Origin of the sequence: Pseudoalteromonas arctica (assembly GCF_012927645.1) — a bacterium.
Taxonomy (GTDB): domain Bacteria; phylum Pseudomonadota; class Gammaproteobacteria; order Enterobacterales; family Alteromonadaceae; genus Pseudoalteromonas; species Pseudoalteromonas arctica_A.
In genome coordinates this window covers 20987-34493 of the sequence record NZ_JABBMT010000018.1, presented here as the reverse complement: position 1 = coordinate 34493, position 13507 = coordinate 20987, and the positions used below count along the sequence as shown (strand labels likewise).

General features: G+C 41.4%; 13 protein-coding genes and 1 pseudogene. 9 read left to right on the top strand and 5 right to left on the bottom strand.

Annotated features, from left to right (window positions below; genetic code table 11):
* Positions 1 to 38 precede the first annotated feature (38 nt).
* From HHO47_RS12155 to HHO47_RS19395, 9 genes and pseudogenes are all read left to right on the top strand, one after another.
* A complete protein-coding gene (locus tag HHO47_RS12155; RefSeq protein WP_169020526.1) occupies positions 39 to 2180 on the top strand; it encodes a winged helix-turn-helix domain-containing protein in 2142 nt (713 codons plus the stop codon).
* A 206-nt stretch (positions 2181 to 2386) separates the two neighbouring features.
* Positions 2387 to 2518, top strand: a complete 132-nt coding sequence (locus tag HHO47_RS19575) for a hypothetical protein (protein WP_282435318.1) — start codon at positions 2387 to 2389, stop codon at positions 2516 to 2518.
* Between the two features lie 117 nt (positions 2519 to 2635).
* Complete coding sequence (locus HHO47_RS12145) at positions 2636 to 3106, top strand: CreA family protein (protein ID WP_169020525.1); 471 nt, start codon at positions 2636 to 2638, stop codon at positions 3104 to 3106.
* A gap of 9 nt (positions 3107 to 3115) precedes the next feature.
* Entirely contained in the window at positions 3116 to 3898 is a 783-nt protein-coding gene (locus HHO47_RS12140) for a hypothetical protein (protein WP_169020524.1), read from the top strand.
* A gap of 3 nt (positions 3899 to 3901) precedes the next feature.
* Entirely contained in the window at positions 3902 to 4525 is a 624-nt protein-coding gene (locus tag HHO47_RS12135; protein WP_169020523.1) for a LysE family transporter, read from the top strand.
* Between the two features lie 34 nt (positions 4526 to 4559).
* Entirely contained in the window at positions 4560 to 5054 is a 495-nt protein-coding gene (locus HHO47_RS12130) for a gamma-glutamylcyclotransferase family protein (RefSeq protein WP_169020522.1), read from the top strand.
* Positions 5055 to 5076: 22 nt separating this feature from the next.
* Positions 5077 to 6621: a serine hydrolase gene (locus HHO47_RS12125; RefSeq protein ID WP_169020521.1), complete on the top strand. Its 1545-nt coding sequence runs from the start codon at positions 5077 to 5079 to the stop codon at positions 6619 to 6621.
* A 72-nt stretch (positions 6622 to 6693) separates the two neighbouring features.
* A complete protein-coding gene (locus HHO47_RS12120) occupies positions 6694 to 7614 on the top strand; it encodes a histone deacetylase family protein (RefSeq protein WP_169020520.1) in 921 nt (306 codons plus the stop codon).
* 105 nt (positions 7615 to 7719) lie between these two features.
* Positions 7720 to 7891: pseudogene (locus HHO47_RS19395) on the top strand (EAL domain-containing protein); the annotation flags it as partial.
* A gap of 45 nt (positions 7892 to 7936) precedes the next feature.
* Here HHO47_RS19395 and HHO47_RS12110 read toward each other — a convergent pair.
* The 5 genes from HHO47_RS12110 to fis all read right to left on the bottom strand — a co-directional run bounded on the left by HHO47_RS12110 (position 7937) and on the right by fis (position 13503).
* On the bottom strand, positions 7937 to 8746 hold the full coding sequence (locus tag HHO47_RS12110; protein WP_169020519.1) for a DUF2797 domain-containing protein: 810 nt from the start codon (positions 8744 to 8746) through the stop codon (positions 7937 to 7939).
* 351 nt (positions 8747 to 9097) lie between these two features.
* A complete protein-coding gene (gene purD / locus HHO47_RS12105) occupies positions 9098 to 10381 on the bottom strand; it encodes a phosphoribosylamine--glycine ligase (protein WP_169020518.1) in 1284 nt (427 codons plus the stop codon).
* A gap of 14 nt (positions 10382 to 10395) precedes the next feature.
* Complete coding sequence (locus HHO47_RS12100; RefSeq protein ID WP_169020517.1) at positions 10396 to 11214, bottom strand: class I SAM-dependent methyltransferase; 819 nt, start codon at positions 11212 to 11214, stop codon at positions 10396 to 10398.
* A 106-nt stretch (positions 11215 to 11320) separates the two neighbouring features.
* A complete protein-coding gene (gene purH, locus HHO47_RS12095) occupies positions 11321 to 12907 on the bottom strand; it encodes a bifunctional phosphoribosylaminoimidazolecarboxamide formyltransferase/IMP cyclohydrolase (RefSeq protein WP_169020516.1) in 1587 nt (528 codons plus the stop codon).
* 305 nt (positions 12908 to 13212) lie between these two features.
* Positions 13213 to 13503, bottom strand: coding sequence for a DNA-binding transcriptional regulator Fis (gene fis / locus HHO47_RS12090; RefSeq protein WP_002957804.1), 291 nt, complete (start codon positions 13501 to 13503; stop codon positions 13213 to 13215).
* Between the last annotated feature and the right edge of the window lie 4 nt (positions 13504 to 13507).

Here is a 13507-nt window from a genome sequence, read left to right as displayed (position 1 = left end):
TTCTAGACTTCTAAATATAAGGTGTAAATACGTTTTTTATGAAAACTAACCAGTCATTTTCCTTAGGGCAGTGCGAAGTTAATACAATTGAAAATAAGCTGTTATGTGGTGAGAGTGAATGTGTATTGCAACCTAAATTTATCGAGTTGCTGTGTTTTCTTGTTATGCGTTATCCAGAACTTGTTACTCGTGAAGATCTAATCGATGGTGTCTGGGATGGTAATCAATTTGTCGGTGAAAAAGCACTGACCAATGCAATCTGGCATTTGCGTAAAACCTTTAAAGAACTAGACCCTGCTCATGCCTATATTGCTACAGTTCGTAAAACAGGCTATCGCTTGGCACAGCAACCAGTATTTTTAGATACTCAAAAGCCAAAATCAGAAGTAAAGCCACAGTTAACGCCAATAAAAAAGAGTAAACAAGTACTTTTTAGTAGAGTTAAAATTGCAGTAATGATAACTATCGTTATGGTATGTATTGCGTTTTTTAATTTTAAGCGGCAAATTCAGAGCCCTGAGCCGTTCAAGTTCACACCTTTATCTGAACATGTTGAAACCATTACCACGAGCCCTGGTCGGGAGTTATATCCGGCAATTTCAAACGACAGTCATTTTATTGTTTACTCCTGGCGTCGCCCTGGACAGCAAGCAAACCTTTATATTCGAGATTTATTTTCACCTGAACAAGCTGCTATAGCCTTAACTGAGAGCTCATTTCTTGAGGGACGTGCTGTATTTAGTCCTGATTTAAATAATATATTTTATTATCGGCGAGATGAGCAAAGGCAGTGTGTAATAGTTAAACAAAATATAACGACAGCAGCAACAAGGGTGTTGGCAACATGCGGTCAAGGCCGAAGTACCGATCTTGATATTAACGCCGCAGGTAATCAGCTGGTATTTATCAGTGATGACAAAAATGATCACACGCAAACACAGCTAAATATTGTTGATCTTAAATCAAGAGAGTTAGCAATAACACGAGTGCCTTGCTCTGGGAACTGTGATTTTAATGATGAATCAGTGGTATTTTCGCCGGATGGTAAACAGCTCGTGGTATCGCGAAATTTAGCCTCCGGCTATGAAGAGCTATTTTTAGTTGAAATTGCTACTGGCAGTGCTAAGCAATTGACCTCGGGATTTGTTGATATTCGTGGTGTGGATTGGCACCCAAGTAAAAATTTGTTGGTTTTTTCTGGGGTTGATCAAGGTAAGCGGCATGGTTATTTTTATGAATTAGCAACTGGGCGTTTAGTTGATGCGCACATTGACGGATTAAGTTATCCAGAATATAGCCAAGACGGCAGTTTGTATTTTCACCAATGGGATATCGACTCTACGCTGATGCGAGTTGAAACAAATAATGTGCTGGCGAGCTCTCCATTTCCTGTTTTATCTACACATTTTAATACGCGTTTTCCTGACTACAGTGCTACTAAAAATAAATTGGTATTTGTGTCAAATGAATCAGGCTCGATGGAGTTGTGGATTGCTAATAAGGATGGCACGCAACGCAAGAAACTAACTCAGTTAAATGCCACTATTTATAGTCCTGTTTGGTCACCTGATGGACGTTATATAGCGTTTGTCGTATCTAAAAATGAAGTTAATAGTCTTCGAATTTATGATTTTAACTCACAAACTAGCAGCCAATTAAATACAGGCCTTAATTATCATGGCAAACCAAGCTGGGCGCCGGATAGTAAGACTATATTGATCTCAAATAATAATGAGTTATACCGGTTTAATCTCAATGGCGATAATTTAGGTAAAGCGATTGAGCAATCAACAATGTATGCGTATGAGGATAAGCATGGAGCGTTAATTTTTGCAGATATTGCAGCCAAACAATTATGGATAAAACGCCCTGATAGTGGCCATGCGCAATTACTTGTTGAATCTATTAATTTGTCTAATCATTCATCTTGGTACTATGTCGAGGGAGCAACTCAGACGTTATCAAGAGTATATTACTTCAATGTAGAACGGGACGATTACCGTTTGAGTTATTATGATTTTTCTACGCAAAGTCAGCATGATTTGATGCGTTTACCTGAGCGTGCATTTAGCCGCAGCTCAGGTTTGACCTATATCGAAAATATAGGCTGGTTAGTGTATACCTCGTATAAATCACCACAAATTGATATTAAGCGTATTAAAGCTGAATATCTACCCTAGAGGCTGTTTAACACTTTCGGTAAATTTCGTGTTCCATATCGTGAACGTTAACACTTAATCTGTCTGATTCTCGGCATTATATTTTTAAACAGTCGAACAACTGATCGCTAAGTTGTTGCTTTTGTTTAATCGTACGCCCTTGCATAATGTGTGCGCCAATATGGATAAAACCTTCTTTACTATCCATCAAAATGCCATAGCATTGCTTGTTTTCGTTTGTTGGTGATGTATATGAAACGTTACTGGCATTATTAACGATTGTTGCAAGCCAGTATAAAGACTCAGTGAATAATCAGCTAACGCGCTCTGACTTACTAACAGTAGGCACAGTAAAATAAATACTTTTTCATGGTGTCGGTGCTCGTTGTTGTGATTAATTTAAGTTAGTATTGAAACATAGCTGAATATTAAATGTAAGCCACGAATCGTTTACCTCTACATGGAGCAAGTAATATATGAAACCTATAATGATAGGCGTATTGGCAGGTTTATTAATCACCTTAGCGGGCTGCTCTGACGATGTTGCATCAGTTAGCTTGGGATTATTTACCACTAAAGATATTAAAGTTAACTCGCAACAAGATCCACTCGTCAAAGGCGTAACCTGTCATATTAGCCATATCGAAGCGAATTTAGATTTTGCTGATCCGTCTGATATGTCTATTTCGTGTCGCCAAACAGGGCCAATTACTGGCGACCAATTACAAGCGATTGATCGTAGTAAGTCGGGTGAGGTGGTATTTAAATCATCAAAAAGTATTTTATTTAAATCATTAAAAGTGCGTCGAATTTATGATGCGCAAACGCGAACTCTGTTATATCTGTCGTACTCAACTAAAGAGTCAACAGGCAGTCATCATCATGCGTTATCTACTGTGCCATTGTATAACACCCAAGCATGGGCATGGGCACAAGAGCAAGAATAAGAGCAAACTATGTTAGCGTTATTTAAAAGCAAACCTTTATTAGATGAACAAGAGCAGCAATGGCTGATTGATACTTTTGTATGGGCGGTGGAAAATTTTGACAGCGACTATTTTATTAATAACTCGCAATTAGTTTTGCCAAACCACCAATGCTTTCCCGATGCAGTTTCAAGCATTGAAGAAATGGCCAGTAAAGTGTTTGAGCGAGTGGTTGGCTATGCGGGGCTGCAAGCTTGGCCAATTACGCTGGTGGCTCCACAGCAATTGCAGCCGCAAGTATTTCCTCATTTTGCTTTTAGTAATCAGTTACGTGGTGATAACAGCCAATTAATTGTGCCGCCAAGCCATACGGTTAATGTGTCATTTAATCCAAATCAAATTAATCAGCCACAAGATTTAGTGGCCAGCTTTGCCGGTACTTTAGCGACAATTATGATCCATCATGTGGGCGTGTTACCACCAGGCGGTGAAGAGTTTTTACCACAGGCCGCCGATGCTGTGGCATGTTTTTTAGGTTTTGGGGTAATGATGAGCAATACGGTGTATCAGTTTAAAGGGGGCTGTGGCTCGTGTTACAACCCCTATGCGAATAGGCAAGCTGCACTTAGTGAACCGCAAACCTTATTTATGCATGCCCTTATTTGCCACTTTAAAGGCGATAAAGATTCTAAAAAGCATTTAAAGCCGCACTTACGCAGTCAATTTAAAAAGGCGCAAAAAGAAATTAAAGCTTTAGTTAATAGTGCTGCTAATCCGTTGTTGTTAGCGCTTGATGATAAAAAAGTGGGGTAATGCGTGGCTTATTTAGATGAGTTTTTATTGATTGCACTGGCGCATTTTTTTGCTGTAGCAAGCCCCGGCCCAGATTTTACCATTGTGCTTAAACAAAGTGTTCAGCAGGGGCGTCGTAATGCATTGTGGACCAGCTTTGGGGTAGGCTTGGCTATTTTATTACATGTTAGTTACTGCTTGCTTGGGGTTGCAGTTTTATTAACGCAATCACCAAACGTATTTATGGTATTAAAATATTTAGCGGGTGCATACTTGGCCTACATTGGTGTGCAAGCGCTTAGAAGTGCTAAACCGGCGCCAGCGCAGCAAGAAATTGTTCTTCAATCTCAAGGTGTTGAATCCAGTTGGATTGCATTTCGTCGCGGCTTTTTAACCAATGCGTTAAACCCAAAAGCTACGTTATTTTTTATGTCGTTGTTTACTTTAGTGATCAGCCAATCAACGCCATTAATTGTGCAAGCAGGCTATGGGCTGTATATGGCATTGGCAACGTGGGCGTGGTTTTCGTTTCTATCCTTGGTGTTATCAAAGCCAAGTGTTCGCGGTTTTTTTCAAAAAAGTGGCTATTGGTTTGACCGTGGTATTGGCGTGATTTTGATCGCTCTAGCAATAAGAATTGTAGTGTAAGTGTTGTTTTAACAAAAATCTGTAGTAGGTGAATATGGCTGTATATAATTTTTCGTTTGGTTCAAATATGTCGTCGAGTCGTTTGTTGGCGCGTTTACCAAACGCTACTCGTATTGGTACGGCAATACTAGCCGGTTACGAGTTAACCTTTGATATGGTAAGTACTGATGGCTCAGGAAAAGGCAATGTACGCCCATCAAATGATAAGAACGCGCAAGTATATGGCGTGGTATATCAACTCAATGACGCAGAAAAAACGATTTTAGACGCCATCGAAGGGCCCCGTTATGACTGCGTGGATATTCAAGTAACATTACTTGATGGACAACAAGTAGCGGCGCATTGTTATATTGCCAACACCACTGATGCGCAGATACTGCCTTACGATTGGTATATGCAGCACGTTCATCGCGGTGCGCTTGAAGCTGCTGTGCCAAATGCGTACAGTGATGCCATAAAGTCTTGGCCAACCTGCCAAGATAGCGATACAGTACGTGCAGCTACTGAGTTTGCTGTACATCAAAAATAAAAACTAAAACCCAAGGATTGTTATGAAATTAACGAAACTCGCGATAGCCGCCACTTTTTTAGCTGGTTGTGCATTTAATAGCTACGCCGACATTGATACCAAGCACATTAATCAAGTGATTGAAAATTCAATGGCGCGCTTTGATGTGCCGGGGATGGCCGTGGCGATTGTTGAAAACGATAAGGTTATTTTTGCTAAAGGCTTTGGTGTTAGTAACTTAAATACAGGTAGTAAGGTGAATAAAGATACCTTATTTGGTATTGCATCAAATACTAAAGCATTTACGGTTGCTGCATTGGCAAAATTAGTTGATGAAGAAAAGCTTAGTTGGGATGACAAGGTAATTGATCATCTTCCTGAATTTCGTTTATACGACCCTTATGTAACCCGCGAACTGACGATCCGTGATTTATTAAGTCACCGCAGTGGTTTAGGGCTAGGCCAAGGGGATTTAATGATTTGGCCTGACACCGATAAATCAATCGAAGAAATTCTCGCAGGCCTTAAATATTTAAAACCAGCTAGTAGCTTTCGCAGCACATACGCTTATAACAACTTGATGTTTGTGACCGCTGGCGAGGTGGTTGCGCGGGTCTCAGGTATGAGCTGGAATGATTATATCGAAAAAAACATTCTTCAGCCTTTGCACATGGATAACTCACGCGCCGGTTTTTCGCGTATTCCAAAAAGTAATAAAAACTGGGCAACGGGTCATATTCCAATGGATGGTCAATTACACCCGTTTTTCGTTAATTACCTAGAGGATTTTCGTGGTGCCGGCGCGATTGCATCTAGTGTGAATGATATGAGCCAATGGCTACGTACACAATTAGCCCATGGTAAAATGCCAAATGGCGAGCAGCTCTTTAGTGAAAAACAACAAGAGCAAATGTGGCATCCACATATTACCTCATTGGCGTCAAAAAGCGCTTATGAGGCTTACCATCAGCAATTTAGAGGTTATGGTTTAGGTTGGAGCATTGAAGACTACCATGGGATTAAAAAATTAGGCCATGGTGGTGGTATTTTAGGTATGGTATCGCAGGTGACGCTATTGCCTGAGAAAAACCTCGGGATTGTTATTTTATCTAATCAGCAAGCATTTGGTGCGCTCTCTGCGATTACTCATGAAGTGCTTGAAGACGCCCTTGAACTTGAAGATAAAGATTGGGTAGCAGAGTTGGCTAAAAAGCACTTTGAAGGCAAGCAAAAAGCGTATGCTAATGCTAAGCCGGACGCTCCTGCAGACTATCAACCACAGCTACCAAATATTAGCTACACCGGTACTTTGCATGATGATTGGTATGGTGATGTTATTATTGAGGAGCTAGACGGTAAGCTACGTATTGATTTCACGCATACCAAACGTTTAAAAGGGCAGCTTGAGCATTACACTGGCAACACATTTATTGTCAAGTGGGATGAAAAGTTACTCGAAGCCGATGCGTATATTAGCTTTGATATGAGCCCTAAAAATCGTGTTAATGAAGCGACAATGCGTGCAGTATCAACTGCTGTGACCGATTTTAGTTTTGATTTTAGAAATCTTCATTTGCAAGCTAAATAGTAAACCAAAGTCGCAAAGTCACCTAAGGGTGGCTTTGTTATAGTTACAGTCGTTAACTCATTTGGAGCATTTATGCGTACTGCGATTATTTCTCATCCTTTTTGCCGTAAACACAAAATGATAGCGGACCATCCTGAATGTCCTGAACGCTTAGATGCTATTACCGATCGTCTATTGGCCAGTGGCTTGGATATTGCCGTGCAGCAAAAACAGGCGCCTAAAGCATTGCGTGAGCATTACTTATTAGCCCATGATGAGGCCCTTGTATCGCTGGTGGAAAACACCCTCCCTGAACAAGGTTTAGTATCACTTGATGGCGACACTTGGTTATGCCCGGAGTCATTTTTGGCAATTGAGCGGGCGGTAGGTGCAGGGTTATTAGCCGTCGATGAAATACTGGCTGATAATTTAGATACCGCATTTTGCTCGGTACGCCCTCCTGGGCATCATGCAAGCCCTACAACCTCTGCTGGCTTTTGTGTGTTTAATAACTTAGCAATTGCGGTGAAGTACGCGCAAAGTAAAGGCGTAAAGCGCATTGCGATTGTCGATTTTGATGTTCATCACGGTAATGGCACGCAAGACATTTTTATCGATGATGACAATGTGTTGTTTTGCTCGCTATTTCAGCATCCTTTTTATCCAAATACCGCTGTTGAAAATAACGATACATTGGTTAATTCACCCTTGCCAATAGCAAGTGATGGTAATGATTTAAAAGAGGTTTACTTGCAGCAGTGGTTACCAAAGCTTAGTGAATTTAAACCTGATTTATTATTTATCAGTGCTGGGTTTGATGCACACCTTGAAGATGATATGGCAAGCTTAAAGTTCGTTGAAGCTGATTATGCCTGGTTGACACAACAGCTGTGTAACATGGTAAAAAGTACTGGTTGTAAAGGGATTATCTCTTTTTTAGAAGGAGGATATAATTTATCTGCACTAGGGCGAAGCGCCATAGAACATATTAGAGTGTTTGCAGAAACAAAATAGTAGCTTTATTTCACACAACAACCAGACCATTAATTCAACAAGGAAGGATAATGTTATTAATAATTAATAGCTTAGCCAGTTGACACTGACTTTTGGGAAAGCGTAATGATGAGCCGATTTCAATATGTGCTCTAAAATGATGAATTTGAACTGTATGTTCAGCCGAAACAGTGTTTAAGAAGTAAAGCTATCAAAGGTGTTGAAGCACTCTTTCGTTGGCATAATCTCGGCTGCACAGTTTATTCCATTGGCGGAAGAACTCGGTCTAATTGTAAAGTACCCGACGAAAACGGCAATAGTTTGAACTTGATCAACTTTAAAATCAACTTACTGTGATATCGTAAGAAGTAAATTTACGAATGTTGATAACGCCAGTATCAAAGATCAAGTATTGACCTTTAATGCCGTTTAAAATACCGCTTACAACGGGCTCTTTATCAAAGTTGAAAGAACTGATTTTGGTTGGATAGGCAGCAACTGGAAACTCTAATTCAACCACTTCTTCATCAAGTTGTTCTATCGCTGTAGCACCAAAGAGCTCTGCAAGTTCATTTAGTTTATCGGCAATTTGTGGGATAAGTTCTGCCGCAGCAGCTTTTAAATCAAGGACATCGCTTTGTCCTTTGAGCATATTACGCCAATTGGTTTTATCGGCAATAAATTGTGCTAAGGCAACCTCAACTAGCCCTGATTGTAAGCGCGTTTGGACTTTGAATATTGGTAGTGCTTGCGTCGCGCCTTGGTCAATCCAGCGGGTTGGAATTTGTGTGTGACGAGTGATCCCCACTTTCAGCCCTGACGTGTTCGCAAGATAGACATAATGTGGGATCATACAGTTTTCTTCGCCCCACTGTGGTTCACGACAAGTACCTTGATCAAAGTGGCATGTTTCAGGTTTCATAATACACATATCGCAGCTAGCAAGCTTACGCATACATACAAAACAGTGGCCTTGCGAGTAGCTTTTTTTGGTCTTTTTACCACAGCTAGAGCATACAATGGCACCATTAAAAGTCAGTGTAAGTTGTTTGCCAATATAGGCATTAAGATCGACCAACTCATTACCCACAGGCAAATGATACTGAATCGGTTGTGTTAGCGATGATTTTAATTTTTTGATTGTGCCTTGCATCTTTACGCCCCTAAAGATGTGAAAAAGAGGATTCTATCAGTAATCCTTAAACATGTGGCAATTTTACTTACTTAATTAGCTTGTTTATAGCAAAATACACTCTCACTATATAAGTTAATCGGGGGTTTACTGATCCCTGTAGTGTCTATTGTCTAACTTCATCAGTAGCCAATAGCTTTGTGATTTTAGCTCCCATGGAATGGTGTCAAAGGGCTCTGAAGTACGTAAATTAGGTTTGTCTAAAAATGCTGTAAGTGTTAATGATTTTGATGGAGCTATGTGGTAGCTTTGCGCTAAATAAAGCGCAGATAAACTGCGCTTTATTTAAATAGTAACAGTTATACCAATAAGCTATTTTTCCCGAGCAATAGCGCGATAAGCAATATCTGTACGGTATTCCATGCCTTGCCAACTAATTTCATCAACTAGCTTATAGGCACGTTGTTGCGCTTCGGTCACTGTGTTACCTAGGGCCGTTGCACATAATACTCGGCCACCGGCAGTCACTACGTTGTCGCCATTTTGCTTAGTACCCGCGTGGAAGACTTTTTCGCCTTCTGAGTAGTTTACTTTCAGGCCACTAATTGCATCACCTTTTGGGTAATTATCAGGGTAGCCTTTCGCTGCCAAAACCACACCGACTGCTGCGCGTGAGTCAAACTCAATGGTGGTTTTATCAAGCTCAACACGGTTCGCAGCTTCAATCAACTCAACGAGATCTGACTGTAAGCGTAACATCATTGGTTGTGTTTCAGGGTCGCCAAAACGACAGTTATATTCAATTACTTTAGGTGTACCGTCGCTGTCGATCATCAAACCCGCATAGAGGAAGCCAGTATAAGGATGGCCTTCACTTGCCATGCCTTCTACCGTTGGAGTGATCACTTCGTTCATAATGCGTTGGTGGATTTCGTCAGTCACGACAGGTGCAGGTGAGTATGCACCCATGCCGCCTGTGTTAGGACCTTTATCGCCATTGTAAGCACGTTTATGATCTTGGCTAGTAGCAAACGGGAGTACGTTCTTACCATCAACCATCACGATAAATGATGCTTCTTCGCCTTCTAAAAACTCTTCAATGACTACGCGGCTGCCCGCTTCACCAAAAGCGTTACCAGCTAGCATATCGCGAATAGCAGCTTCAGCTTCGCGCTCGTCCATGGCAACAATAACGCCTTTACCTGCCGCTAAACCGTCTGCTTTTATAACAATCGGTGCACCTTTTTCTTTTAAATAGGCAAGGGCAGGGTCGATTTGCTCAAATGTTTGATAATCCGCAGTTGGAATATTATGGCGTGCTAAAAAGTCTTTAGTAAACGATTTAGAGCCCTCTAACTGTGCGGCACCAGCGGTTGGGCCAAAAATAGCTAAGCCGTGTTCACGGAACTTATCTACCACACCAAGTACTAATGGTACTTCAGGGCCAACAATAGTGAGCTCAACATTGTTGTTTTGCGCAAAGTTAAGTAGCCCATCGAGGTCTTCAACGTTAATGGTAATATTCTCAAGCTTTGGCTCAAGTGCAGTACCTGCATTACCTGGGGCTACAAATACAGTGTTAACTTTGGTGTTTTGAGCGGCTTTGAACGCAAGTGCGTGTTCGCGGCCGCCGCTGCCAATGACTAATACATTCATGGCGATTATCCTATTTAAAGCGGTTTTGTAAATTTCAGCGTCATGCGGTCACTTTCACCAATAGCTTTATATTTGGCGGCATCTTGCTCGCCAAGTTTAAGGCTTGGTGGAAGGGTCCATACACCCTGTGGGTGATCGGCTGTATCAAGTGGATTTGTATTTATGTCACTGCTTGCTGTAAGTTCAAAGCCTGCTTGTTTAGCAAGTTCGATTACCACGCTTTGCTTCATATAACCTGATGACTTTTGCATTTCATCAGCTTGTGTTTCAGGTAGGCGATGCTCAACCACACCTAAAGTGCCACCTGGTTTAAGTGCTTTGTAAAAAGACTTAAAGGCATTAGCTGCGGCGTCTTTATCTTTGCTCATATACCAGTTATGAACGTTACGAAAGGTTAACACCATATCCGCACTGCCAGCTGGTGCAATGTCTAAATGTGTTGAAGGGGCAAACTCAGTAATTTTTACTTTACTGAATCGTTCATCTTCGACGACTTTCTTTTTAAAGCCTGCTAATGAACGTTGATAGTAACCAACCGATGAATCAGCAGGGAAGTGCGCAGCATAATAGGTGCCGTGATCTTTCAATGCTGGTGCTAAAATTTCACTGTACCAGCCACCGCCAGGGGCAATTTCAACCACTGTCATGCTTGGTTTAAAACCAAAAAATTCCAGTGTTTGTACTGGGTGGCGGTATTGATCGCGTTCAGTGCTACGTTCGGTTGCTTTAACTGCATGTGTTAATGCTGAATCATGGCCGTGATTATGAGCAACGGCGGTAGTCGCACTGACTGCTAAAGTGGCAACCAGTAACGTTTTTAGTGCAAATTTCATCGTCTGTTCCTTCACATTATATTTTAGAATAGGTTATAGAGTAAGCAGAATACGTGAATTTGGTGCAAACAAAAAGAGCTAACTGATGTGTTAGCTCTTTGTGTGATTAGTGGCGGAAGTGACGCATGCCAGTAAACACCATTGCCATACCAGCTTCGTCAGCAGCAGCGATAACTTCTTCATCGCGCATTGAACCACCCGGTTGGATCACAGCAGTAATACCAGCCTCTGCAGCTGCATCAATACCATCACGGAATGGGAAGAATGCATCAGATGCCATAACAGAACCTTTTACTTCAAGGTTTTCATCGGCAGCTTTAATTCCGGCAATTTTAGCTGAGTAAACGCGGCTCATTTGGCCTGCGCCTACACCAATGGTCATACCGTCACGGGCATATACAATGGCGTTTGATTTAACAAATTTAGCCACTTTCCAGCAAAATAACAAGTCTTTAAGTTCTTGCTCAGTAGGCTGGCGTTTAGAGACAACTTTTAAGTCGCCTTGCGTAACCATACCTAAATCACGGTCTTGAACTAGTACGCCGCCGTTTACACGTTTAATGTCGTGGCCTGTGCCTTTAGCTGAGAACTCACCACACTCAAGTAAGCGTACATTTTGCTTCGCTGAAATAATTTGCGCTGCGGCTTCAGATACTTTAGGTGCAATGATCACCTCAACAAATTGACGTGCAACAATCGCTTCAGCAGTATCTGCATCAAGTTCTTGGTTAAACGCAATGATGCCACCAAATGCAGATGTAGGATCAGTTTTAAATGCGCGGTCGTAGGCTTCAAGAATGTTTCCACCGATTGATACACCACATGGGTTTGCATGTTTTACGATAACACAGGCTGGAACGTCAAACTCTTTAACACATTCAAGAGCCGCGTCAGTGTCTGCAATGTTGTTGAACGATAAGGCTTTACCTTGAAGCTGTACGGCGGTTGCAACAGACGCTTCTTGTACGTCGTTCTCAACATAGAAAGCGGCGTCTTGATGTGAGTTTTCACCGTAGCGCATATCTTGCTTTTTAGTGAACTGCATATTAATGGTGCGTGGAAATTTAGTTTCCTCAGCCGCTTCATCAGTGTAGTCAGCAACCATTTTACCGAAGTAGTTAGCAATCATGCCATCGTACTGTGCAGTATGCTCGTATGCTGCAATGGCTAAATCAAAACGTGTTTTGTACGTTGTTGAGCCATTGCTGCTTTGCATTTCGCTGATCACGCGGTCGTAATCTTTCGCGTTTACTACAATCGTCACGTCTTTGTGGTTCTTAGCCGCGGCACGCACCATAGTTGGGCCGCCAATATCAATATTTTCAATGGCATCTTCAAGGCTGCAGTTTTCTTGAGCGACTGTATTCGCAAAGGGGTATAAGTTAACTACAACGATGTCGATAGCTGAGATATTGTTCTCAGTCATTACGCTTTCATCTTGACCTCGACGCGCTAAGATGCCGCCATGAATTTTTGGATGAAGAGTTTTTACGCGACCATCCATGATCTCAGGGTGACCTGTGTGGTCAGATACTTCAGTGACTTTAATGCCATTATCAGCAAGTAATTTACACGTACCGCCTGTTGATAAGATATCTACGCCTTGTGATTCAAGAGCGCGAGCAAATTCAACAATACCGGTTTTATCTGACACACTTAGTAGTGCGCGACGAATTGGACGATGTGTATCCATTGTAGTTTGATTACCTCAGTGTTTGAGCTAGCTTAGAAAGGCGCTATTTTAACTGAATATCGCTTAAAAAACGATATTTAAAGGGTGAGGATTTTTAAAGACATAAAAAAAGCACCCTAAGGTGCTTTTTACTCAAAATACTTTATACCAGCTGTATTGGATTAGTAAGCAATTATAACGACAGAGAAATAAGTCAATAACAAGGCAAAAATTTTGCTGTGTAGTTATTCTACATAAAAAATTTTTAACGCAGTTAGGGGCTTATTTAGCTCGTTAGAATGATTACGGTTTCAATATAGCTGGTATCAGTTCATGCCGTATTTCTTTAGTTTCTTACGTAAAGTACCGCGGTTGATACCTAGTAAGATTGCCGCACGTGTTTGGTTGCCACGTGTGTAAGTCATTACTTCTTCAAGTAATGGTGCTTCTAGCTCTGAAAGAACAAGGTCGTAAACATCTTGCACATCTTGACCGTTAAGCTGTTTTAAATAATGATGTACAGCTTTTTTCACTGCATCGCGTAATGGCTGCGGTTTCTCGTGTGACTGAACATGAGGGTTAGTAATAAATGGAGAAGTCACGTTTTGTTCGAACATTGTT